At 61.8% G+C, this 22,954-nt stretch carries 18 protein-coding genes and 1 pseudogene; 7 read left to right on the forward strand and 12 right to left on the reverse strand.

Translation table 11 applies throughout. From position 1 onward, the window contains the following. Complete coding sequence (gene tcmP, locus ABDJ40_RS06395) at window positions 1–918, reverse strand: three-Cys-motif partner protein TcmP (RefSeq protein ID WP_347607695.1); 918 nt, start codon at window positions 916–918, stop codon at window positions 1–3. A gap of 997 nt (window positions 919–1,915) precedes the next feature. Here tcmP and ABDJ40_RS06400 point away from each other — a divergent pair. Next, window positions 1,916–2,275 carry a helix-turn-helix domain-containing protein gene (locus ABDJ40_RS06400; protein WP_347607698.1) on the forward strand — a complete coding sequence of 120 codons (360 nt, stop codon included), beginning with the start codon at window positions 1,916–1,918 and terminating at the stop codon, window positions 2,273–2,275. 1,378 nt (window positions 2,276–3,653) lie between these two features. Here ABDJ40_RS06400 and ABDJ40_RS06405 read toward each other — a convergent pair. Continuing rightward, a complete protein-coding gene (locus ABDJ40_RS06405; RefSeq protein WP_347607702.1) occupies window positions 3,654–3,872 on the reverse strand; it encodes a helix-turn-helix domain-containing protein in 219 nt (72 codons plus the stop codon). Window positions 3,873–4,040: 168 nt separating this feature from the next. Between ABDJ40_RS06405 and ABDJ40_RS06410 the strand changes: the two genes are divergently transcribed. Then, entirely contained in the window at window positions 4,041–4,694 is a 654-nt protein-coding gene (locus tag ABDJ40_RS06410; protein ID WP_347607705.1) for a hypothetical protein, read from the forward strand. Between the two features lie 17 nt (window positions 4,695–4,711). Next, window positions 4,712–4,954, forward strand: coding sequence for a hypothetical protein (locus ABDJ40_RS06415; RefSeq protein WP_347607708.1), 243 nt, complete (start codon window positions 4,712–4,714; stop codon window positions 4,952–4,954). A gap of 143 nt (window positions 4,955–5,097) precedes the next feature. Here ABDJ40_RS06415 and ABDJ40_RS06420 read toward each other — a convergent pair whose 3' ends face one another. Then, window positions 5,098–5,352: a hypothetical protein gene (locus ABDJ40_RS06420; protein ID WP_347607711.1), complete on the reverse strand. Its 255-nt coding sequence runs from the start codon at window positions 5,350–5,352 to the stop codon at window positions 5,098–5,100. Here ABDJ40_RS06420 and ABDJ40_RS06425 point away from each other — a divergent pair. Continuing rightward, the gene (locus tag ABDJ40_RS06425) at window positions 5,351–5,977 is read left to right on the forward strand and encodes a hypothetical protein (protein WP_347607713.1); all 627 of its coding nucleotides are present in this window, start codon (window positions 5,351–5,353) and stop codon (window positions 5,975–5,977) included. The two genes, ABDJ40_RS06420 and ABDJ40_RS06425, sit on opposite strands and share 2 nt — an antisense overlap. 83 nt (window positions 5,978–6,060) lie before the next feature. On the opposite strand, the gene ABDJ40_RS06430 is transcribed toward ABDJ40_RS06425, so the two are convergent. From ABDJ40_RS06430 to ABDJ40_RS06440, 3 genes are all read right to left on the reverse strand, one after another. Beyond that, a complete protein-coding gene (locus ABDJ40_RS06430) occupies window positions 6,061–6,348 on the reverse strand; it encodes a hypothetical protein (protein WP_269632534.1) in 288 nt (95 codons plus the stop codon). Window positions 6,349–6,452: 104 nt separating this feature from the next. Next, a complete protein-coding gene (locus tag ABDJ40_RS06435; protein ID WP_347607716.1) occupies window positions 6,453–11,294 on the reverse strand; it encodes an RHS repeat-associated core domain-containing protein in 4,842 nt (1,613 codons plus the stop codon). A 1,053-nt stretch (window positions 11,295–12,347) separates the two neighbouring features. After that, on the reverse strand, window positions 12,348–12,809 hold the full coding sequence (locus ABDJ40_RS06440; RefSeq protein WP_269632529.1) for a hypothetical protein: 462 nt from the start codon (window positions 12,807–12,809) through the stop codon (window positions 12,348–12,350). A gap of 38 nt (window positions 12,810–12,847) precedes the next feature. On the opposite strand from ABDJ40_RS06440, the gene ABDJ40_RS06445 reads away from it, so the two are divergent. Both ABDJ40_RS06445 and ABDJ40_RS06450 read left to right on the forward strand, forming a co-directional pair. Further along, complete coding sequence (locus tag ABDJ40_RS06445) at window positions 12,848–13,333, forward strand: hypothetical protein (protein WP_269632530.1); 486 nt, start codon at window positions 12,848–12,850, stop codon at window positions 13,331–13,333. A gap of 215 nt (window positions 13,334–13,548) precedes the next feature. Then, entirely contained in the window at window positions 13,549–13,686 is a 138-nt protein-coding gene (locus ABDJ40_RS06450; RefSeq protein WP_347607720.1) for a hypothetical protein, read from the forward strand. Window positions 13,687–13,879: 193 nt separating this feature from the next. Here ABDJ40_RS06450 and ABDJ40_RS06455 read toward each other — a convergent pair whose 3' ends face one another. The 3 genes from ABDJ40_RS06455 to ABDJ40_RS06465 all read right to left on the reverse strand — a co-directional run bounded on the left by ABDJ40_RS06455 (window position 13,880) and on the right by ABDJ40_RS06465 (window position 19,205). Next, window positions 13,880–15,106 carry a TniQ family protein gene (locus ABDJ40_RS06455; protein WP_347607723.1) on the reverse strand — a complete coding sequence of 409 codons (1,227 nt, stop codon included), beginning with the start codon at window positions 15,104–15,106 and terminating at the stop codon, window positions 13,880–13,882. A 19-nt stretch (window positions 15,107–15,125) separates the two neighbouring features. Then, window positions 15,126–16,898 carry an AAA family ATPase gene (locus ABDJ40_RS06460; RefSeq protein ID WP_347607726.1) on the reverse strand — a complete coding sequence of 591 codons (1,773 nt, stop codon included), beginning with the start codon at window positions 16,896–16,898 and terminating at the stop codon, window positions 15,126–15,128. A gap of 756 nt (window positions 16,899–17,654) precedes the next feature. Beyond that, window positions 17,655–19,205, reverse strand: coding sequence for a methyl-accepting chemotaxis protein (locus ABDJ40_RS06465; protein ID WP_347607729.1), 1,551 nt, complete (start codon window positions 19,203–19,205; stop codon window positions 17,655–17,657). Window positions 19,206–19,456: 251 nt separating this feature from the next. Here ABDJ40_RS06465 and ABDJ40_RS06470 point away from each other — a divergent pair. Next, window positions 19,457–19,688: pseudogene (locus ABDJ40_RS06470) on the forward strand (transposase); the annotation flags it as partial. A gap of 629 nt (window positions 19,689–20,317) precedes the next feature. On the opposite strand, the gene ABDJ40_RS06475 reads toward ABDJ40_RS06470, so the two are convergent. From ABDJ40_RS06475 to ABDJ40_RS06485, 3 genes are read right to left on the reverse strand one after another with little or no spacing between them, the layout of a single operon-like run. Beyond that, the gene (locus ABDJ40_RS06475; RefSeq protein ID WP_347607732.1) at window positions 20,318–21,253 is read right to left on the reverse strand and encodes a TniQ family protein; all 936 of its coding nucleotides are present in this window, start codon (window positions 21,251–21,253) and stop codon (window positions 20,318–20,320) included. Next, window positions 21,246–22,397, reverse strand: a complete 1,152-nt coding sequence (locus tag ABDJ40_RS06480; RefSeq protein WP_347607735.1) for an AAA family ATPase — start codon at window positions 22,395–22,397, stop codon at window positions 21,246–21,248. Before ABDJ40_RS06480 ends, ABDJ40_RS06475 begins: the two co-directional genes overlap by 8 nt. Then, window positions 22,397–22,711: a hypothetical protein gene (locus tag ABDJ40_RS06485; RefSeq protein ID WP_347607738.1), complete on the reverse strand. Its 315-nt coding sequence runs from the start codon at window positions 22,709–22,711 to the stop codon at window positions 22,397–22,399. The genes ABDJ40_RS06480 and ABDJ40_RS06485 overlap by 1 nt, the downstream gene beginning before the upstream one ends. Between the last annotated feature and the right edge of the window lie 243 nt (window positions 22,712–22,954).

The raw sequence follows: 22,954 nt of genomic DNA on the forward strand, positions 1-22,954 counted from the left end.
TCACGATGAAAAGAGCTCGAGGTTCTGGCTCCTGGCGATGTCGCCCCAAATACGGTCCGGCAGCGGATGCCGCGAGAAGAACACCAACCGGTAGATCGCCCGCCCCTTACCGTCGGTGATGCGCGGCATCTGCGAGCTGACGGTGAAGCCCAGCGCCTTCACGGCGTTGCACCATTCGTCGAAGAACCACAGCGACAGGTTCTTCTTGGAGATCTTCTGAGGCACGCGGGCTCGCCAGCCTGGCAACGCGTGGTCAAAGCGGTCGCGCGCCGGATTCAGCTCCATGTCAATGTTGCGGGTCAAATCCATCAGGCTGAAGTGCACGGCAAAGTCGACATGCTCCAGCCTAGCCAGCCGCTCGATAATGGAGAACGACAGATATTCGAGGTTGTATGGGTCGATGTAGGCCAGCGCGAGCGCGCCGAACGGCACGGCCTTCGCCATCTGGTCCACCGTCTCTATGGCTGGACCCGCGAACGTCTGCACCTGCGCCCCCCGCGCGATCAGGCGCTGCTCGTTGGCTGCCGCTTTGTCCGGATCAATGTCACCGACCAAGACCTTCGTGAAGGGCGCGCCCGACAGGACGGACTGGCGGTAGGCGATCACCGATCCGCCGTCGCGGGTGATGGTTTCTCCCTTCACCTGGATGCGCCCCGGGCCGCAGAAGGGATCGATCAGCACACGCTGCTTGAAGCGCTTCTGCGCCTCGCGAGTCGCGTTCAAGTACCGACAGAGATAGCGGTGCTTCTCGGACGGCACCCAGTCGCCGACGCCGGCTCCGTCCGGGCCGAGCTCGATGAGCAGATTCGGAAATGGGTCGGGTCCCCAGATATCTACGGCTTCTGCAGACAATTTCTCTCCCTGACAGTTCGATTGAGCGAATAGATTCGCATTCGTGACGATCAATGCCGTCTTCATGAACCTCTCAGACCCCCTAGTATGGAGAGGAACGTCCGATCTATGGCTACCGGCTTTCCCCGTCGCTCCATGGCTGCGGACACCATCGTCAACCGTACCCGCTACGCCGCGATGGGAGCCTGGGGAATGGCGAAGTGACTCCAACCGCCCAACCGACCTTCCCTGTCGTCCACGCAACCTGCGGCACGACGTCGTTGCTGATCTCCAAGCTGCACGCTCGCCGTCGTGCCCGGTCGAGCGCCGCCACTGGTGCACGAACTTGGCGTTGAGGCTAATCGCCACCTGGGCCACGGCGCCGGTCGCCGCGCAGGCAGCGATGACTTGGCGCTTCAGGTCTGCATGGTGGCGCAGGCGACTGGCCGGCTTGGCGTCTGACATGGTGTCCACCTGCCGGGTTGGTGGACACCATCCTGGCCGCCACCGATGGGCATTCAAGACGAGTTGGCCGGACGCATACGCTCCATTCACCGACGCGCTGTCTAGCCAAAGTGCGCTGACAAGGAATCAATGGGAGTTTGAATTCTTCGGACGCGCTGCCCTCTTGGCGGTGAGCTACCGACGAGCCGCGACACCCAGCACAAGGGTCGCCGCAGTCCAAAACCTGAGCTGAGGACTCTCGATCGGTTGGCCCAATGCGAAGCGGGCGAAGTGCTCGCAATTGAAAGCCAGCCAGTCATAGGCAGGGTGTCGACCAGACCGAGCACGGGCCAGAACCGCCCAGTCCGGAAGCGCTGTCCTCGTCGGCTCAGCTCGGACTGGCTTACCTCGGGCGAAGGTCGACAGCGGTTCTTCAACCACCTGATAGCCGAACTGACCAGGGTTGAGTGAGATGACCTGGCGCTCCCAGCCGCAAGTAGGTTCGGTCAGGAGCCCCACATGGCGATAGAGCCCGCGTGACACGGATACCAGGGTGCCCGCGGGCAAAGAGTCAGAGGTTGCGTTCATTGGAAGCATAGGCGTAAAATTCATACTTGCATTAAATGCATATATGAATTCAATGTCAACTCCCCACCTACCCCAGCCCGAAGTTCCGTACTCTGCCTTAGTTGGCCAGGTCATCAAACAGGCTCGTGTGGAGCAAGGCGGCCAGCAGATGGACATGGCTAACCTGCTCGGACTCTCCCAGTCAGCCTATTCCCGGCTGGAAAGCGGTGACACCATGTTTAGCGTGTGGCAGATGCGCGAATGCGCAAAGCTACTCAAGTTGGCACCGTCAGAGGTACTGCGCCGGGTCGAGCACTTGGAAGACCAACTGAGCAAGCAGGACGTACCCATCGTGGAAGCCAAAAAAACAAACCCGGCCGGAGCGTTGGTCGGGATTGCTTTGCTTCTCGCTTTGCTGTCGAGCATGCGGTAGATAGAAGGCCACCAAATAGCACTTCCGCCACAGAGCTACGGCTAGAGGCGGCAAGTCAATGGAGGCCGCCTCTTGTCATTTGCATCCTTAGGGAGTCCACCCCGTCAAGTCAGCGCCATCCAAGCGAACAAGGCGTGTGCGCTTCGCCCGCTGGTCGTAAAAGGCGACATGTGTGGTGGAGCTAGCCAGGATGATCCCGGCCCCTATTGGCTGCCCATCTCGGACGATCTCCGTGCATGTACTGTGCCCCTGTACGGACTGACACCCCTTTTGAATCCTAGCTTCCATTCGGCGTGCCCACGCGTCAGAGTAGCTCTTCCCTATCGCAGGCGCTGCGACGAGGATTAGCGATGCGGAAATCAGCATTGCGTAGAGCCAGACGACAAGACCACCTGACAGCCCCCAGCCCAGGAGGATCTGCCTCAGCCACCAAGGGGTACTTTCAAGGACCCAGGCAAGTTCAACCCGTCGCTGCCTGCCTCGTTTCGCGGCCGCTCTCGCAGTCAACACGATCGACGAGTAAACACCAAGAGTGATGAAGAAGACCGCCGCAAACCACCCGGGCCATGTATTTAGGAGGGACACGAACCGATCGGTGAAGGCAACGTATCCATGAATGAGTCGCTCATTCGAGTCTAAAGGGATGATGCCCGCATCCAAGCCCCAGTGATCCATCCAGTTGCTGTATGCGATGTGCCCAATGAGGTTCAACGCGGCGACAGAAACGCCAAGGAATGCTGCCGCAGCCTTAGCCAATGTGCCCCAAGCGATTTCCGTCGTATCGTTGCCAGGCCGTGCTTCATTGCTCCTCGCAGCGCCTTCAGCAAGAGCGCCCGATGATTCGAGTGACTTCATCTCATCCTCCTCTTTCATTCACTAATGCAGATGGTCTTCACCGACGTGAAACCCTGAGAGGAATTTCTCATGTAGGTAGCTCACTAGATGAGCCACCTACCAAATTTGAAGCTGGAAGCAGGTCTTGCGTTCGGACTAGTCCGCGTCAGTTACATCGAGCAGTAAGGGGCGAATCCCAGTTCTATGGCGAACCGGCAATGGCCATGAGCGTCATGCTCGGTACAAGGTGCAGGAAGGAAGGTCCGATCCACTGATGAATAGGCCGGCGCGACAAATTCACTCAAGCGCATCCTCGACCAGAGCAATGCCTGGACGGTCCCGTGCCGAGAGCCAGTCCCGGTCACCTCAACTCAGGCAAGCCTCTCGCCCGACTTGAAACTTGTCATGCCCGCTTCAGCATTGGACTCAGTGCACGGCCCAAGGATGGGAGAGAGTGACCACCCGCCTCAGATCACTCATGCCATTCGAGCAAGGTAGGACAGGCGAAATTGCCCGTAGCGCATCGGCCAGTTGGAAGTGACAGCTAGCCGAACTTCGGCGGCGTCAGCAACTCTCCAACAGACACCCCAAGCGTCAGAGCAATGCGCTCCACGTTGTCGATCGAGATGTTCCGCGCCTGTCTCTCGACATGCCCGATGAAGGTCCGGTGGAGCCCGCATTCAAGGGCCAGGGCCTCCTGGCTATAGCCTCGTGCCGCCCTCAGGCGAATCATGTTCAGGGCCAGGATCTCCCGGGCGCTCATGAACTTCTTTTCGCTGTTGGCTTTTGCTGACGACACGCCTAGCAGTGTTTATGTCGTCCGCTTTAGAGTCACCCGCGTTTAAGTCTCAATCTAAATAGCGGGATCGGCGTCGGAAGTGATGGGGATCCTCCCTGTCTTTGCCAGATCGACCCCGCCAGGGAGTTCACCTTGACCGCATCGTTGCCCATCGTCCTCTTCTGCTATGCGCTGCTCTGCATTCCGATCCTCAATCTGCTCTTCGGCGCTCTCATTGGTTGGATGCTTGCAATGCGCCTTCTAAGGGAGCGGCGTATCGGCCGGCTGTTGCTTGGGCTGCCTCTGGCTGCCCTTTGGACGCTCTCTGCGTGCGTCCTGCTCGCGGCCTTCACCAGCAGCCGGTCTATGCAATCAGGGCCACTGTCAGAATGGACTTGGGGGGCCGTTTGGATGGTCGTGCACCTCGGCCTGACACATGGAATCTTCGTGTACGCCAACGCCGGTGGGCGCGCAGGCTATGCAAAGCAGCTCGCGCTCGCGAATGCCGTCGGACGAGGCCACTTCACCATAGGCTGCGGTTGCCAAGGCTTGCTGCCTCAGCTCTATGTCGACCCAGCCGCGAAGACCCTCGCATTCGTCGCGGAGAAGTGGTTTCGCATCGAGCCGGCTTCGTTCGTCAGCGCGACGGACATCAGCTACGTCGCCATGAGTGATGGGTCGACGAGGGAAGTGGTGCTTCAGCTTAGAACGAATGACTTCAGCACGCCGCTGATCGCCATCGAGATGACAAGCCTTACGCAAGCCCAGGCGTGGCAGCAGCGGCTGCAGCTGCTTTCCGAGGGGTAGAGCAAAAGGCTTGGCTCATGTATGCCTTCAAGCTCGGAATTCACGCCTCTTTGAACCCCCTCGCAAAGGCGCGCAGCAAGCTGCTCGTTCACGACGGCTTCCCACGTAATTCAGCGAGCGGATCGAGGAATTGCTGGCGCATCGGTGCTGCACGGCAGTGGCTGAAGAGCCGCACGCTGTGGCCGGAGAAAGCTCGGAGCGAGGCCCAGCTGCTGCGGAGTGCAAGCGCCGACGGCACATTGAGTGCCATGAGCTCCTAAACCGGCATGTCGTCCGGCTTCCGTGGCGAGACTTCCGCAGATGCGGGCATTCCGCCATCGTGGCATTCCAGGTCGAGGCGGTCGATCAGCCCACCGGACAAGAAGACGTCGCCGGCCCTCACGTTGCTCGACAGGAACGTAAATCAATCATTAGGGAGAGCAGCTGCCTTCTCGTCGGCGACGACGCGCAACCACTGCCCAAGCAGTTCCTTGACGCAGTGCTGGCAGAGATCGATCTGCACTTGATTGCCATCGCCGAAGACTGACGCGTAGCCCGCCTTGTGATCAACGCTGACGAACTCTTCGAACTCTTTCTCGCCAAGCTCCGACAGCCGTTCGCAACGGTCACACCTGATCTGCTTCACGAAGCTCTGTGGTCGGACGTCTTTGATGCGCATGGTTCACTCCGTTCGCAGCGCCCAACAGCGATTCGAGTCGGGGCCTGCTTTCACATTACCTGAACAGCGTGCAAGATCGCTCGCTGGTGACCTGATGTCAAAGCCAAGCCACCGCCACTGGAACTACCGTGCGATCCGCTTCGAGCACGGGGAGGACTCTCACATTGCCATCCACGAGGTTCACTACCAAGACGGCATGCCGGTGGCCTACTCTGAAACCCCGGCCGTAGTGCTCTGGTCAATTGAAGAGCCTGACGGGGCAGGCCTGGCGATCCTGGATCGTATGCGAGAGGCCCTTGTGAAGCCGGTCCTGCTGGAGTCAGAGTTTCAGGCTTCCCGTCGCGAGTTCGGACTTCTGCCAGGTCGCCAGGTGCCGGAGAACTTTGATGATCCGCTGCCAGAGGAAGTGGTCCAGGCATTCGAAGACCACCACGTGGAACTGCGGGTGCAACGCACTTCCATGGGTACCGAATACGTTGCTCTTGCAGATGTTCCCTCTGAGTATCGCGAGGAGTTCTGGGAGCACCTCGGTTCGGTACGCGGCCGCTTGCTAGTCGATGGCTTCTGTGAGGCTGGCCTTCTTTCCGACTGGCTCGCTTGGAAAACGGTCCCGCTCCGGAACTAGCCCATATGAACCTGATGTGTGTCTTCAGCGCTCAATGTGAAGGCGCCCGCGTATGGCGAGCGTCTTCACATGGCATCAAGTCATTAGTCCGGAACGTACTGATACGCGAGTTGTTTGCAGACGTAGAGCGCGATCAGCCTGGCGGATTTGATCTCCTCGAAGTGCTCCAAGAAGGTCGGCAGCTCCATTGACAGGAAGTAGTCGATATCCCAACGCTGTTCACTCGCTTCGTCCAACGGCAGGTTGTGGACCAAGTTCAAGATCCGTCCCGCGCTAACGAAGTCGCCGTCCTTGATCTGATCGATCGCCTCCGCAGCACAACGCTCAACGATCTTCCTTGTGCTTGAGACCGCTATCGAATCGAGATCCACCAGGACCTTCTGGAGGCATGGCAGAACGTGCTCGTTTGTGCGCCCACCCAGCAGGATGTTCCTGCAGGAGATCAAGCCTTCGGCAATCGGCTGTCTTGTGGTCATCAGTACCCCCCGGGTGTAAAGGTCAAGTCATCAGGCGTCTTGTAAGCACCGAAGGGCAGTTCAACCCTCTTGATCGGAACCTCCGCAACACCTGCACGTGGTGCCGCGAGTGCCCGATGGTGACCATCGAGGATGTACAACTTGCCCTGATGCTCAGTCACGGTGAGCGGCTCTTTGATCCCTTCTGCGCGGATGTTTTTGACGAGCCTATCGAGCTGCTTGTTGCTCATCGTCTTGCCGTGCGTGGCGATCAGTTCTCCAACCCTGACTGTCTCCGCTGCCCCCTTTGCGGCAGGCAAGAAAGCCATAGCAAGCACGAACCCATCGCCTTTACTCGCATGTCCCTCTAAAACGTTGGCCAAGGAGTCAAAGGTGCCCATTGTTCCCTCCCAAGCCATTGAGGGCAGCATCAGGGCAGGCAGGAACAACTTCGCAGTATCAGGGAAACTCGGGAAATCGGCGGCCAAAGCTCGGCCTTCACTGGCCGCAGCACGGAACACCGACCTAGAGGCTCCAGTTGTCGATGTCCCCAATGCGCGGGCATCAGAAGTCCCCCGCATCCTGACACAAGCTTCGGAACATTCAGCGGGCTCACGCCCGTCCGGATCAATCTTGGCGTACGGGTTGTTGTCGACGTAGGTATAGAGCCCGAAGCCCTTGCCCGTATTGGCGTCGGTAACGATGGGATCGACGCTGAGGAATCTGCCGACGATGGGATCGTAATACCGCTGCTGCATGTACACGAGCTCAGTCTCCGCATCCTGCACATGCCCCGTGTAGCCCATCAGGCTGGTCGCCGGCCCGGGCTTGGTGCCGGCCGCCACATAGCCGTAGGGCTCGTAGCGCGTGCGGTTCAGCAACGTGCCCGTGGGCCCGGTATGGGCTACCGGGCTGCCCAGGGCGTCGGTGTGCACGTACTGCGTGCCGCTGGCGCTGTTGACCTCGGCAATCGCCTTGCCGGCCAGGTAGACGTAGGCCGTGGTGCTGGCCGGGCGTGAGCCGCCGCTGCTGGTGCTCCACAGCAGCTGGCCGGCCTGGCTGTAGAGCGAGAGGCGCGTGCTGCCGTCGCCGCCTCCGCTGACCTGGATGCGCCGGCCCAGGCCGTCGTACACATAGCTCCCGCCAGGCACCGCGGACTGCAGGCGGTTGCCCTGGTCGAAGAAGTACTGCTGGGCGCCCTTGCGCCTGATGTTCCCGTACGGGTCGTAGTCGTAGAGCTGCTGCGTGCCGTTGACGTCCACCCGGTTCAGCCGGTTCGTGCCGTCCAGGTAGTTCAGCGTAACGTTGCGGCTGCCCACATTGGCGGTCTTGAGGTTGTCCGCCGCGTCGTAGGTGTAGGCCGCAGTGCCCCAGACGCCAGGGGCGCTGACGGTCTTGAGGCGGTCCAGGTCGTCATAGACCATGCTGCGGCTGAAGACGTTCTCCTGCCGGTCACTGATGCTGTTGACGTTGCCGTTGGCGTCGTAGACATAGACGTCATTGAGCACGCCCGCATCTTGCTTGCTTTCCGGCAGACCGCGCAGGTTCAGCCCCTGCGTGTGCTGGATGCCGTTGCCGAAGCGGAAGCTGTTGACCGCCCCGTTGGGATGGAAGCTCAGGCCCGTGGCGAAGCTGCCCACCTGGCTGGGCTCGCCCAGGGCATTAGGCACATAGCTGACACCTGGGCCGCCGGTGGGGTAGCTCAGGCTGGCCAGGTGGCCGTTGGGGCTGTAGCCCCAGCTGAAGATCCAGCTCTGGCCGCCGTAGCTGAGTGTCTCAGTGCTGATCAGGCGCAGGCTGTTGTAGACATAGCTCCAGGTGCTGCCGTTGCTGCTCACGGTCTTGAGCTTGCCGTCAGGCCAGTATTCGCGCGTGATGCCCGGGCTGGTGTCCCCGTAGCTCGTGCTCTTGAGCCGGTTCATGGGGTCGTAGCCGTAGCTGATCTTGGCTGTGCTGGCGACGGCCGCCGTGTCGCAGCTGCCCGTGCCCGTCAGGGGCTGACCGGGTGCGCGCCACAAGACGTTGCCCGCGGCGTCGTAGTCCTGGACCGTCGCATTGATCTCGGGCTCCACGGTCTTGCACAGGCGCTGGCCGGCGTCGTACACATAGCGGCGCGTCACCCCGCCCCGGCTGATGGCCGTGGGCTTGCCAAGGGCATCCCGTTCGATGCGCACGCTCACCCCCTCCGGCGCATCCAAGCCAGCCAGCTGCGCCTCTTCCGGCTTGTCCAGCGCCCAGAAGGTTTGCGTCGTACTCTTGCCCCGTGGATTGCTCAGCACCGTCTTGAAGCCATCCTGGTAGTCCCAGCTGGAGACCAGCACGCCCAGCTCGCTGTCCGCCTCCGTGCGCTTGAGTCGGCCCAGCGCGTCGTAACTCATGCGCTTGCCCGGGCTGGTGATGCTGACGCTGGTGGCGTCGCGCTGCGCATAGCTCTCAAACGCCAGCTGCCCTGCCGCGTCATAGCTCTTGACCAACACCTTGCGCGTGCTCGCCTCCTGGCTTGCGTCGAAGGTCCTGACCATCACCGGGCGCCAGAAACCGTCGTAGTAGGTGACCGTGCGGGCATCGCCCTGGCTGATAGTCTGGCGCCAATGACCGGCCGCCAGGCCGTACTCCGGGCTGCCGACCGGCTCGAAGACCAGGCTCGTTGCCGTCCAGCCGCTGGGCGGTGTGATGCTGGACAGGCGGCCGGCCGCGTCGTAGCCGTAGTCCGTGCTGGCTCCGGTGGGGTCGGTGTGCCGGGTGATCAGACCCAGATCATTGACCGACGCTGACTCGCTGCTGCCATCGGCATAGCGGACGGTTCGGGGCACGCCGCGCTTGTAGCTATCGTAAGAGGTGCGATGGCCGGCGCCGTCCTCGTGCCAGGCCAGCGTGCCGTCAGCGTTGTAGCCCTGCTGCCTCTGAAGGACCCCATACCTGCTGACCGTCTTGAGCTGCCCAAATTCATTGAACTCGTTCCCGACAGCAAGCCAGCTGCCTATCTGCAACTTGCTCAGCTGCCCCAATACCCAAAGGAAACGTTTGTCTTCATAGCTGATCGTTTCTGTCTGGCTCCCAGCCGGCCCTGTCTTCACGACAGTCGTCGGCCTAGCCCATTCGTCAAACGCCGTGGCTTCCCAAGTGAACGTTCTCCCTTGCTGGGTTACTACTTTTTTGTCCAGTGGGAAATGCCGCAGCGACATAGCACCGTCCCCACGAATGTTGTAGGGCCCGTTGGCCACCTTGCTTGGATAGGGGCCGGCGTCCGGGCTGCGGTATCGATAGTCAGTGACGCGCAGCGCTGCACTACCGTCCCAACCTTCCTCCGATTTCAGCAGCAGACCTTCGTTAACCGACCAGCGTGTGCCAAAGGTCAGGCGTGTTTTTGCTCCAGACGGGAACGTCTGAATCACCGTCTTGCTTCCTGCACAGGCGGGACATAATTCATTTGACCCTACGGCTGCGGGGTATTCATATTGCCAAATCAATGGCTTCAAAAGGCCTGCGGCCGTAATTTTCTTTTGTGTTAGTGATTTTACGCCAATATAGACGGATGGATAGATCGATGTGAACATCGACGTATTCAAAAATGGCTTGCACTGGGTCACGTCCGTGCGCGCGTGTTCGGTGTCGGTGAGTGTGAACTCGGCTACAGCGCCAGAGGGGTGCGTCATCGTCTTCTTATACGCCCCCCCGATCCCGTAGAAATGACTCGAACAATCCGACGGGGCCGACAATGAGACCACACCGACCTGAAGGTTGTCGCCTCCAAATGTCCAGGCCGTGGCGTCAGGCAGTACAACTCTTGACAGCAGCGGCGCGGCACCGGATATCCCACTGTATTCATAGCTCCATGTCCGCATGCCATCGGAGACAGTAGAGATGAGGTTCGTATTGGGGTGATAGCTTATGCGTAGACTACGCTGGTCACTGGCATCAATCGACAACAGCCTCCATGGGGCGTTTTTGTCATACGAATACGTCACCGCATTTCCGTGGCGATCCTTTATTTTCGTCGGAAGAATCAATACCTCGCTACGGGGCATGAATAGAACATTTACGTTCGCTGCGGGATCCATCCCTTGGCGCAAAGATTGAATGGCGCCCGTCTTTTTCGATCCAAGGTAGGCCGGGTAGGAGCGCGCCACCATCCAATTGAATGTGTACTCCACACCATCCGGCGACAGCGCTATAAATCCCTCGCCATCGAACGCACTATCGGCGTGCAGGCTGTTTGTGCATCGAAATTGCCACCCTTGCTTCGTTACTACTCCATAGACATTTCCATCGGTCGGGGCGCTTTTGTTTTCTGGTGCCCGGGACAGCATATCCTGCTCGCCGATTCCAGGAACGTAGATTTGATAGCCATGCCAAAACTCGCGTGACGGTATGGTCATGGTATGCGTTTGATTCCATCCTGTCGCAGCGTCGAGAAATATTGAGCATCTTTTCAGCGGCTCTACGCCAGATGTCTGCCAACCGGAACGCTCGTCAAATACACCTTTGAGATGGGGAATCTCAAGTTCCCATTCACCAAAATGGTGCTGATAGGATCCAGCCGACCCCGTCGTCAACCGGCGCCCGATCGCAACCGGCAACGCAAAGTTGCCGGGTAGTGACACGTCTGTTTGCGAAAAGCTCAATGCGCCGGTATAGGCGCTGACGCGCTCTCCGAACAGGTCGGTGCCCAGTTGCGTCAGCTGTCCTCGAACCAGTTTGCCGTTCTCCTGATAGCCTTCTTCGGCCAGCACGTTTGCGGCCCCACTCACCAGTAGCAGGGCCATAGGAATAACGCTGACGCTTCGCAGCAAGGAACGTGTCCACCCAAATGCTTTATTCATCTCAATTCCCTGAATCTTGATCAATGCCTGTCCGCTCATCGGAGCGGCTTGACTCTTGCAACTTCAGCCCACCATCTGTCGGCTGGCCAGCCAATCAAAGCGATGGCCGCCGTCAATGCCGTACCCTCAAAGCCCTCACCCTTCCCGATCGAGATGCCCCGCACAGTCATGCAACGCAAGGCCCCGCTGGAGTTGGCTGCCGTCTGGAGCATCGTTCCGCGGGATGGCTCGATACGTGGTCCACAGCAGTGCGCGGAAACTGCCTCTCGCACACCCGGGCCACTGGCATTGAAGGCAGTGCTGCCCAGCCTTCCCATCGATGGGCGGCCAGCAGTTCCTCGCCGCTGCGACTGCGGCGACTCATGGATCCCGGCTCACCTGAGGACAGCGCCACTTGCCCGCCTTCGGCAGCCGTGATCAGCTAATGCTGAATGAGCTCCCATTCGCAATGGCCGGACAGGCTGGGGCCCAGCACTGTCGGGCTGTGAGCGCCGCGCACCAGGCCACCGTTCTCGAAATGCTGTTGCACCGCCTATGCGGGTCCCTGCACCATGCCCAGCGGCGAAGCGCCGATGAGGGCGCACGCGGCCTCCTGCCGCCAGCGATGCCAGCTGTCCGTCCTGTTCACGGTCTTCCCTCCCGTTGAAGCCGCCATCTCTAGTGCAGCCATTTTGTTGATTGACCCACGTCGTATCGCCCGGGGCCACACGCAAGCGCTTTATCAATTCCCCCCGATGTCTCAACCGGGTGCCATTGACCGATAGATGTGCCCAGACACGGATCGGTGATGCTTTGAAAAGGTCCGGGCGCGGCGATTCTCCTTGGTCGCCCCCTACTTCAACCCTGTCAGCTCTGACAGCGTCTTCGCAGCAAGGGGCGGCATTCGAACAACTGCGGCAAAGGTTCATCTGGCACGCCGTCGTCTTCAAATCAACATCAAGCAGGCGGAGGCTACGGGGCCAAACCAGGAAGATCATCACCCACCTTTGGGTGGTTATTATGCGCAGCGACGGGAAGTCTCGCGCGATTGCGAAGCAACACGTGCATCGCCCGAATGCGCGACCTGCCGCAGCGTTCAGATTCCCTGCTGGATCACAGACTCCCTCCGCCCGTCAGCAAGACCAGGGCCCTGAATTGCAGTGCCTTGGCGCTCTTCATCGGTCGACTGTCTGGCCCCTTGCTCGTCAGCAACGGCCGCTCCGAACGGCTCTGCACGCCCAAGATGCCCGTAGCGGGTGGCGGCGCAGCGATCTGCACCCAGTCCGCCTGCCCCGTGAAGGGATCGGCATAGAGCTGACGCAGATGAGGGCGAGGCAGCAGGTCGCGCCGGTCCTCGACCAGGTCTTCCAAGCACTGCAGACAGGACGGGCGACCTTGAGTCGCCGCGGCATTACTCTCGATGGCGCGCACGATGACTTGGTCCCGACAAAGCCGTTCGCGCCAGCGCGCTCTTTGCGCGGCCATGCTCCGGCATCGGCCCAGCGCCGCCGGGGCCGCGGCTGTCAGGGCGGCGAAGAAGAGCAGGCCCAGGTCGCTGAAGCCTCGCTCATGCATGCGTTGCGCATGCCGCAGACGCGATTCAGTCGCTGCGCTTGACCCCCGTAGCGCCCAACTCGAAGGAGCAGTACGCCACGCACCTGCCGGCCTTGCACCTGCGGCGCAACCTGGGCTGGAACTTTCTGATCACGGCCCAGGCATCGACGCTGCGCGGTAGCACGCGAGAGGTCATCCTGCGGTCCCGCCTGGTCGAGGTGCTGCTGACCCGACGTTACGAGTACAAAAGCCAGTGGTACCCGCTATCGCCCAGCGGTATCGAGCAGATCGTGCGGGAGCTGTCGGCGCTCAGCTTGGCCGAAGGACTCGTGCCGGCCAATGCGCGGCTCTACGGCAGGCTGGCCCTGGGTATCACGGTCACGGAGTTCATGCCGGATGGCAAGAAGTACGCATATGTCCCCACGGCTATCGCCGAGGGCGTTCGTCAGTTCGCGAAGCAGAAAGCAGCCGAAAGTGCAAAGGCCGAGCGGGAGGCAAAGAGAGCAGCAAGGCTTGCCGCCCGGCCGCGAGACAAGACCAAGTGACGCTCAACTTTGGTATGTCTGCCAACGCACCTAGGCGCCGTATTACGCACCCGCCCCACCTTGACAAAGGTCAATTCCAAGAACAGCTGACGCCCTGAAATATGGGCCAGGCCTGCTTCTTCAAGTCCTTGAAACCGGGCGTTGCTGGCGGATACATGTGAGCGTTAAATCGTCTCTGCAGCCGCTGTGGCTGTGCAAGAAGCGAGAGCCGTTAGATGACGTATCACATCAAGCCGGGCCCTAAGCCCAAGAAGGAAGACGGGACCGACGACCGCCGCCGTCACGTGGATCTGCCGAACGCCCCGAAGCATCCGACGCTGCCCATTCACAAGCACGATCCGAAGAAGAAGTAGGACGCCTGCAAAGCATCTACCTTGATGCGGCAAGCACCTACGCTCAGCGGGCGCCCGCGCCTTGCGGCGACGCACAGCCTGGACGGCACCCAGGCTCGCGAACACCAATCCAAGCTTGGGACACCGCGCGCAGCTCCCTTGCTTGGCTTGACGCGATTCTGGACCCGCAGCACTGGCTCAAGCACCTGCCCCGCTATTGCCAGGCTCCCCTAAACCCCCTCGAAGTCCGCGAGACCCCAATGTCACGCGCAACCGCCCGCTGCGAAGGCCACTCGTCCAACGCCTGGACCATAGCCAGCACACGATCGCCTTCCCGCTCCCTCTCTTGCTTGATGCGCATCTGATACCGAGTGCCCAACACAGCCGCACACTCAGGCCTCTGCGTCATCAAATGCCTCGGATCGATCTGCAGCCGCTTCGCAACCTGCGCCACTGGCAGAGCGGCTTCAGACGCCATCTCCAGCTCCAACACCCGCTGCGATGCCGCCCAATCGATCCTGGGCCTGGCTCGTGAAGGCCAGACGACGGGATGGTGCCGCGCCGCTCGCTTCAGCCAATCCCGGTCGCCAGGGCGCCTCAAGAGCAGGTCGGGCAACTGAACTGCATACGCAGTGCTCAGCCGCAACAGCAGATCAATGCCAGGCTGTGTGCGCCCCCTCATCAGGGTGCTGACCGTCCCCTTTGAGACCCCCATGCGCCGGACCATCTCGCACGCTTTGACGTGATGCCCTCGCCGGTGCAGCGCGGTGACGATTTCCCCAAAGCTGGGGGACTCGCTGCCGACGGCCTGGCTGGCGACGACCGAGACCAGCAAACCCATCTGCTCCAGCACAGCCGCCTCTACATCCGACATCGGCTCTGCAGCATCACCGCCAACGGCCGCCAACGTGCCGCCACATGAAGCGCAGCTGGCCCCGTCAACAGCCCCAACCCGCCGTATGGATCCCTTGGCACCGCAAGCCGGGCAGGCGGTCCTCAATCGCACGCAATGGCGCGCACAGTGCGTGACGCTGGCCAGGCCCCAGATCAGCGGCGTATGCAGCCCTGAGCCCGCCTGCCTCTCAGCCAGACATGCCGAGCACCACCCGCGATCTGAACGAAACACATGCTGAGCCCGCACCCGGTCAGCCAGCCAGCCCAGCCCCAGCGTTTCGACCTCGGGGTGTCCGACCAGCTCTGCCACACGGCGCATATACGCAGCCGCTTGCTGCGAGGGCACGTCAAGCCTCGGTGGCTGACCACGCAGGTTCTGGTAGATCGCCGGGCCATGCCCGTTGATGAACTTGTGCAATGTCTGCCTGGCCACGCCATGCGCCTGCGCCAGGCGCCCGAGGTAGCTGTCTGCCGATTCCACGTCAGGCGTGCCCACCCCAATGGGCGGCAGGTGCCACAGCCTTGGACGGCGCATGTCCGTTGTCATGATCGGGTCAGGGAGGTCATCAATGCCGCTGCAGCTCTCGCGCCCAGTGGGCAATGGCGCCCTCGGTGGCCTGACGCACTTGCCTGGCACTGGTCAAACGGCCCAACGGCAGGTTCAGCTCCTCCACACCGGGGAGCACCTGCCGATCAACACCCCAGCGCTCCGCCATGTCTTCAATGACGTTGCGGGCGACCACGACCAGGTCTTGTGGCCTGGGCTGCCGCACCATCAGCACCCTGAATCGGGTCAGCAGTGCCGGCGCGATGCCGGTCAAGGCATTCGCCGTCGCCAGCCACAGCACCCCCGTGAAATCGCATTCCGTCTTCAGGAAGACGTCGTGATGCCGCGCCGCTGTCTCCGGCTCCACCAGACCCAGCAAGTAGGCCTGGATGCCCACGTCGTTGCGCAGGGGCCCCTGCGCCTTGTCGAGCTCATCCAGAATGACGATCGCCGATGCCGACAGCTGCGTGGCCAGCAAGGTCGCCAAGTCACCAGGCCTGCCACTGCTCCATCCACGGCTGGTTCCGCACAGCATCTTGGCGTCCGCGCTGCCGCCCAGGCACAGATCCAGGCGCGGCAGCCCCAGTTCATCGGCAAGGCGGCGCGCCAGGCGCGATTTGCCACAACCAGGCTGGCCGACCAGCAAGGTCGGTGGCATGACCAAGAAGGCGGATCCGACGGCCGCTCGTCCGAGCAAGTCATCGAACACGGCGTCCAGGACATCTTCAGCCCATGGGAACTCCAGCAGCAAGCGACGATGAGCAGCCTCAAGCGCCGCACGCCGCGGCATGGTGGCCACCGGCAGCGGGCATTCAAGTACGCGGTGTCGCTCGAGTTCTTCTCTGTCGATTCGTTCAGCGCTTGGCGCGATGGGCCTGCGGCAGATGATGCGTGTCGGACCCTCTGTGTGGACCGGTACAGCCAGAGCGTCTGCCCTGGTCGCGGACTTGGCGGTGCCGATCGCCAGGAACACCGCCGCCTGGGTTCGCTGATGCCAGGCGTCGTCCCGGCAGGGGGCACAACCCGGCTTCGCCGCCAAGCGGATGGCAGCCTGGCGCAGGGCTTCCCACAGCGGCAACCCCACCTCCCGAAAGTCCTCCTGCCGCTGCGAGACCGTCGCGGTCTCCCCGCAGAGCGTCGTCTCGGCGTTGGCGTAGTGATGGCGCAGCGCAAAGAGCGCGGCGTCAATGTCGAGCATCGACCACCCGGCATAGGGCCGGCGTGCACAGACTTCCAGCAGCGCGGCCGTGCACAAGGCCTGGACCTGGGCGACGGCCAGTTCCTTGAACCCCGCCACTGGCAGCCCAGATGGCTTGAGAAGAAGCGCCACCCGAGGGATCGCTGTGTCGACGGACGACGGCGCCAGGCCCATGGCCCGTTCGCAGAACTGAATGAGCTCCAGGCGCGCTTCAGGCCGGGCGTCCAGGCTCACAGCGTGCGCGCGCAGGATCAGTGCAGCTGCCTGGGCCCAGGAGTCGCGGCTGGCCCCTCGCGCAAGCAAGGTGGCTGCCCGTCGGAATTGATCGGCACGGTGCCTGGCCGTCAGCCGCGGTGCCAGCGCCATCATCAAGGCGTCGCGAGAGTGATTGAGCGGTGCCGGTGGGCTGCTGTGCGTCGCGACAAGTTCAAGGAACGCGAGGCCGGCTGCTGCCGACCCGAAGCCCCAGTGGTGACCGCGAAGCTCCTTGAGCAGCTTCTCCAGGCGACCACGGTCCGTTCTTCCCATTGAACTACGGGGAGGCCGTGAGGACCTCACCGCCGGCGCAGCCTCGCCCAAGACTTCCGTATCCATGCCTGCCCTTTCTGATGGCTCTCGTGCCGGTCAGCGCTGGATCCGCCATCAGCAGCGGGCAGTTACCGGAAGGTCAGGATAGGAAGCAGGGAGTTGCCGCGTCAACGCGCTCGCGGGGTAGCGATTTGAGGGGTGTTTTGGTGTCTGGTCAGCTGCCGAGTTTGAGGCACTCTCGGCCAAGCTTTGGGGGTCATCCAAGAGGTGCCGCAGCAAGTCCTTGACGGGGTTGATGAACTCCCGGCCACGGTTAAGGCGCATTGCCGACTCTCGGCCAAACATCGGAGATCGCCTGTCTCGCGACAGCTCAGCCGTTCTCGGTGCAGCAAAAATTCTGACCCGTTGCACCCATGCCGAAATCGGCCAACCTATGGGTTACACCCTTGGCCAACTTATGGGTTAAGGAACAGGGGTGTTTGTGTGACTTAGCCCATAAGTTGGCCGGGATGGCCAAGGTTAAGTTAATTCCACTCTGGGCCAGGTTTTGCTTAATTGCGGAGCTATAGCGGTCAGGCCGCTGTTGCGGGCGCTGATGGATCGCTGGTTGTCACCCTGGATATCCGCACGCACTCAACGTTCGAGTGGGTGCCCAGCTTGATGTACAACTGCATGGCTCGAAGTCGGTCTTCTTATAAGTACATTAGCTACCTTCAGGTAGTCCAAGAAATCGTCCGCATCCCCCATGGGTCAAATTTCAGTCGGCGCCAACATCATTGGACTGCTGGGTACCTTGAATCCAGCCGTCCTGCCGCATTCATGTCAGCGCGTTGAGTAGACCGCAATTGCTTCAGCCAGACGCACTGCTTGCTGTCGAAGGCTCTCGGCCGCAGCAGCAGACTCCTCGACGAGAGCAGCGTTTTGTTGTGTCGTCTGATCCAGCGATGACACGGACTCGTTCACTTGCTGGACCCCGGTGGTCTGCTCACGCGCCGCGCGGCTGATCTCCCCCAGCAACTTGTCGACGCGCTCAACTTGACTCACGACGTCCTGCATCACGGTCCCAGCCCGGCCGACCAGCTGCGCCCCGGAGTCAACCCGCTCGACGCTGTTCCCGATGAGGACCTTGATCTCGCGCGCGGCCTCGGCGCTGCGCTGCGCCAGCGCCCGCACTTCGGCGGCCACCACCGCAAAGCCCCGACCGGCTTCGCCCGCACGGGCGGCCTCAACGGCGGCATTGAGCGCCAGGATGTTGGTTTGGAAGGCAATGCCATCGATCGTGCCGATGATGTCCCCGATGCGCCGAGAACTCGTGGCGATGTCGTCCATCGTCTTGACCACTTGGCCGACGATCTCCCCGCCGGATACCGCGGCGGAGCTGGCCTGACTAGCCTGGCGCGCCGCTTCATTGGCGGCGTCGGCCGTGCTGCGCACTGTCCCGTGCAATTCCTCCATAGCCGACGCGGTCTGTTCGAGGTTGGATGCCGACATTTCGGTGCGCTGCGACAGATCGTTGTTGCCGCTGGCAATCTGGCTTGATGCCGAGCTTACGCCACCGACCTGGGCGTCCACATCGTCAACGAGTGCCCTCAGGTTGAGCCCACTTTGGTTGACCGCACGCATCAGCATGCCGATCTCGTCCACACGCCCCATCTCTGGTGCTGGCGCCGTATTGCCCGCGGCCACATTCAACGCCTGGTCGAGGATGCGGCGCAATGGGTATACGGCCTGACCCTCAATCAGCATGGCCAACAAGGCATTGACGACAAAAGCGCCTCCAGTGACCGCCAGCCACTGCGAACCGCCAGAACCGGTCACGTAGGCGGCGAGAGATTGAGCAAGCCAGCCCAGCAGTAAAAGTCCTCGCACTCGCCAAGACAGGCTCAGCGTCTTGGGCCAAGAAAGAAAGGCGCTCCAGCCGCCGCGCACGACCAAGCCCTTGTGGAACTTGAGACTACCGGCACGCCCCTCGCGTATTTGTCGGTAGAAAGCTTCGGCAGCTTCAACCTCTTGGCGCGTGGGCTTGGTGCGCACGCTCAGGTAGCCGACCACGCGACCCGCGCGTCGCATGGGCGCTGCGTTGGCACGCACCCAGTAGTGGTCGCCGTTTTTGCGACGGTTCTTGACGAGCGCCGTCCAGCTTTCGCCGCCCTTAAGCGTGGTCCACATGTCGGCAAAGGCCTCGGCGGGCATATCCGGGTGGCGGACAAGGTTGTGCGGCTGGCCGACCAATTCATCCTGCTCGTAGCCGCTAACAGCGATGAAGGCCGCGTTGCAGTACTGGATATGGCTTTGCACATCCGTCGTGGACATCAGCGTGGCATCGGCGGGATAGTCGTACTCGTGCTGTGTGACTGGCTGGTTGTTGCGCATTGTTTGTCTCCGGAGTGTGGTCACTCTGCTGTGTGTCGCTCAGGTCCGGACATCGATATCGCTCCCCGCCCCGTGCACCAAGCCTGTGCGACGAACTTTATTCGCAATGGGCGAATTTATGCTTGCCAGCAGATCATGGCGCACAAAAATGTGTTGTTTGCAGCCGAGTGTGAATTTGTTCACTTCGGCGCATGTGCCTTCCCTGACGCAACGTCAAAGGGACCGGCTCAGCCTGGGAGCGGCGACGGCGCTGGCGCGAATGGCACGCTCATGCCGCCGAAAGCGGCATCGCCTGCCTGCGCAGTTTGCCGCCAAGCTGCGGACCTACTGGCGCGGCGTCCAGTCTCGCGTGCGCTGGCCCATGCATACCGGCAGACTTGAAGGCATCAAAACCGCATCAAGGTCATCAAGCGCATGGCCTATGGCTACCGCGACATCGACTACTTCCTCAAAATCCGGGCGGCTTTCCCCGGACTCTCGTGAAGAACCATTTTTTGCTGTGGTCGTGGGACTGGGCTTGGCCAACTGGTCATATCGCATCCTCACACCGAATGCTTGGGCGCGCCCGACTGCCTCAGCGCCCATCACCCCGCTAAGCAACCCCGGATCGCCCACTGCCCAGTCGGGCATCAGCGCCTCCGCTGCAGCCGTCGCATCTGCTCCACCATCTGCGGTCCCAGCGGCGAGCGCGGGGCAGGCGGCCCAGTTGTCACAAACGTGCAATGGTGTAGGTAAAGCCACCAGAAATGTCAAAACAGCCGCGGCGGCTCAGTCCTGTGTGCCGTAGAGCGCCCGCAGGTTGGCCGCATCGCCATCCGGTGGTGACTGCGAACGACAACTGTCTGCTCTAAGGGGCTGTGCCCGTGAAGTCGAAGAACCGCAATCGCTGCATTTCGGTCATCTGCTCCTTATGTGATGCGAATCCGATACCTCTTTCGAAAGTGCTTCAGGTTCGTTCGGGCTACCCAGAAAAAGGCGCGGCCCCCGCCCGCGCCCCATAAGCCGAGCCCCCCGCACAGGCAGTACAACGCCAGCAAGCGCAAACCCAGCCGCCTCCCAGGTCTCGGCTGGGTTTGCCACCATGCCGCGCAACGCACGGCATGCTCCGGGGGCTAGTACAGCTCCGGCTCACCCGTAAACCGGCTCCGACAATTCCCCGCCTTCAGCACCTCCAAGATCGGCACCCCCGCTGCCGCAGCGAACTTCACGACAGCCCCAAGGCTGATGGCTTGGCGCTTCCGCTCTGGCCACCTTGATCGACTGAGGTAGACGGCGTTGGTCTGCAGATGGCGGATCACATCCATCTGAAACTCAAGACCCGTCCGCATCTTCGCCTTCTCATAGGCCCACTCGAGATCCGGCCAACGCGGTTCATTGCCAAGTGCCGGCATGTCGCGCACCAGGTCGGCAAATAGCTGAGCGAGATGGGCATCTCCAGCAGCCGAACTGGCCTGCCCGTCCTGGCACGCGGCCGCGGCGTTCATTGCGCGCATGAGAGGGGCCCCGCATTGCCGGCAACCCACCGGGGGAGCCCACCCGTCGGGTCCACGCTGCTCTGTACTGGCGCATCGTGGGCACTCGCCTTCAAGCACGGTGTCATGCTTATGGCACCGCTCATGAAAGCAGAAGTTCCAGACCAATCGGTGATAGGTCGGACGTCCAGCCTCAATATCTTCCTGCCAGCACGCCGAGCACCAGACAGGAGACTTCCTGACGTAACGCCGAAGGGCAACCGTGTGGTCTCCCCAGGGCATCGCCAGCACTGCAACTGAAGGAACCCCCGTCAGCCGGGCCAGGCGCATGCCCGTCAGTCCAGGGGCGGTGCCCCAGTACGGCTGCAGGCTGCCATCACTGCTATAGCGTTCCCCTTCCATGCGGGGCAGCGACCGTACGTAGTCCGCCAGCTCGCGCGCGGTGACCCCGTGGACGGCGGCCAAGCGGTTGATATAGCCACTGAGCGACTCGCAGTCGGATGTGCCCACGCCTATCGGTTCGAGACTGGACAGGATGACTCGCGAAGGGATGGGAGTAGGGCGCAGCTCACGCATGGTCACCTCCGCTCACGCCACCAGCCACGGGAGGAACGGCATCCCGCGTAGGGCTCCGAACACCGACCTTGCCAGGCCTCCCACCCTTGCTGGATCCTTCCTTCGAAGTCGTTGACGAGCTGCCAGAAGCTGGAGCGCCCAGCACCATGCTCGCGATGCGGCGATCCGTGTCCGGTGACGCCAGATCTTCGCCATCATGGATGTCCTTGACGATGCGCTGGATGGCCAGGCCCGCCAGGCGCGTTCGCCGGAAGTCCTCGATCGTCAGGCAAGACCGTGCCTCCATGCGTGCACGCGACATGGCTCGTGCGCACCAGTCCTTCAAGATACCGACGCATCCCACCGAGCCGGCATAGAAGAAGTCGAACTCGGCCTCGACATTCGGGAAGACCTCGGCACCGATCCGGGAGAGAAAGGTCTGCACACAGCTGGCAAACGCGCTTCTGTCTTCAGCATCACCGTGGCGGTAGCGCCCGAAGTGAACCACCTCGGTTCGACGTGCCAACTGAGCAGAGACCTGCAGGTGCACGAGCAGCTGGTAGGTGCCAACCAGCACGAGCTTGACCCCACAACTCTGCGCCACGGACTTGAGCACGTCGTACTGGTCCCCAATGCCGCCAGCGCGCGCGCCCATGAGGATGTGCTGCGCCTCATCGATGAACCAGTACTTCAACTGCCGCCGCTTCATTTCCCGGCTCAGTCGCAGGCGCAGCGTAGCCGCCGTGAGCGACTCGCCAACGCGTTTGTGCTGCTGCTCCCGCGCCTCGGGCGTGGGCCTTCGGTCGTCCACGAAAGGATCGCCCAGCGCGAGCAGGGCGTCGTGGTAGAGCACCTTCCAGTCGAATGAACGGAAGCCGCTGGCGACGGCCGTCGTCGAAATGAAAGGAACGAACTCGCGGTCGCACATCATCTGCGGCTGTTCAGCCGCCAGCAGGTCCTTCATCAGGCGAGCAGCCAGCGTCGACTTGCCCACACCGGTGGGTCCGACCAGGCAGATGAGCTCATAGCCCACACCATGATTGAGCAGAAACTTCAGGCGTTCCAGGGCTTCGTGCTGCTGGTCATGCTTGACCACGAGCGAGGCGAAGCTGGCTGCGGGATCGGCGGCCGCAGCCGCGCCATTCAACTTGAGGCGGTGGCTCATCAGTAGGCCTCCAGCGTTTCGATCTTCATGGACGGCTTGGCGGCCTCGACGTTTGGCTCATCGGTGTCAGCGGCGGGCACGTCGGAACTGCCCAGAAGCGTCGTGCCTGCAAGTTCGTCCCAGTCCTCCCAGTCGGCAGGGTAGACATTGGCCTCCATCAAACGCTTGCGCTCCTCTGCGGCCTGCCGGCGCCGAAGCAGCATGAGTTGCTCTGCGTTGACCTCCTTGAGGAACTTGATGAGCGCAGCATCGGTCAGGCGCGTCTTCTCGACCGCAGAGCGGCGGCGGCGCCACTCCGTGCTCGCCTCAAGCAACTCCTTCTCGGTCAGGCCCGGGTCAGTTCGCTGCGAGCCTCAACAACCAGGTGTGGCTGAGTTCGCTCGGCATCGTGGAATGCATTGCCTACGCGGCGTCGGCGCGTATCAAACGCTGATCAAGCCGGCAAGGACGCCGTAGCTTTACCGCTTACGCTCCAGCATGGCTTTCTTGAACTATTGGAAGATGTTCTCCAGCTCCGCCGGCGTGACCGGCCTTGGGATCAATTGTTCAAGCGCTGC

Source organism: Roseateles flavus (assembly GCF_039872765.1).
Classification (GTDB): Bacteria; Pseudomonadota; Gammaproteobacteria; order Burkholderiales; family Burkholderiaceae_C; genus Roseateles_B; species Roseateles_B flavus.

Bases quoted from the DNA above. Each gene is read 5' to 3' on its own strand.
- ABDJ40_RS06455 (WP_347607723.1), bottom strand. From the start codon at position 15,106: ATGACAACGGACATGCGCCGTCCAAGGCTGTGGCACCTGCCGCCCATT.
- ABDJ40_RS06480 (WP_347607735.1), bottom strand. From the start codon at position 22,397: ATGAGCCACCGCCTCAAGTTGAATGGCGCGGCTGCGGCCGCCGATCCC.
- ABDJ40_RS06400 (WP_347607698.1), top strand. From the start codon at position 1,916: ATGTCAACTCCCCACCTACCCCAGCCCGAAGTTCCGTACTCTGCCTTA.
- ABDJ40_RS06465 (WP_347607729.1), bottom strand. From the start codon at position 19,205: ATGCGCAACAACCAGCCAGTCACACAGCACGAGTACGACTATCCCGCC.
- tcmP (WP_347607695.1), bottom strand. From the start codon at position 918: ATGAAGACGGCATTGATCGTCACGAATGCGAATCTATTCGCTCAATCG.
- ABDJ40_RS06405 (WP_347607702.1), bottom strand. From the start codon at position 3,872: ATGAGCGCCCGGGAGATCCTGGCCCTGAACATGATTCGCCTGAGGGCG.
- ABDJ40_RS06450 (WP_347607720.1), top strand. From the start codon at position 13,549: ATGACGTATCACATCAAGCCGGGCCCTAAGCCCAAGAAGGAAGACGGG.
- ABDJ40_RS06440 (WP_269632529.1), bottom strand. From the start codon at position 12,809: ATGCATGAGCGAGGCTTCAGCGACCTGGGCCTGCTCTTCTTCGCCGCC.
- ABDJ40_RS06460 (WP_347607726.1), bottom strand. From the start codon at position 16,898: ATGGATACGGAAGTCTTGGGCGAGGCTGCGCCGGCGGTGAGGTCCTCA.
- ABDJ40_RS06425 (WP_347607713.1), top strand. From the start codon at position 5,351: ATGGTTCACTCCGTTCGCAGCGCCCAACAGCGATTCGAGTCGGGGCCT.
- ABDJ40_RS06420 (WP_347607711.1), bottom strand. From the start codon at position 5,352: ATGCGCATCAAAGACGTCCGACCACAGAGCTTCGTGAAGCAGATCAGG.
- ABDJ40_RS06415 (WP_347607708.1), top strand. From the start codon at position 4,712: ATGTATGCCTTCAAGCTCGGAATTCACGCCTCTTTGAACCCCCTCGCA.
- ABDJ40_RS06435 (WP_347607716.1), bottom strand. From the start codon at position 11,294: ATGAGCGGACAGGCATTGATCAAGATTCAGGGAATTGAGATGAATAAA.
- ABDJ40_RS06475 (WP_347607732.1), bottom strand. From the start codon at position 21,253: ATGCGTGAGCTGCGCCCTACTCCCATCCCTTCGCGAGTCATCCTGTCC.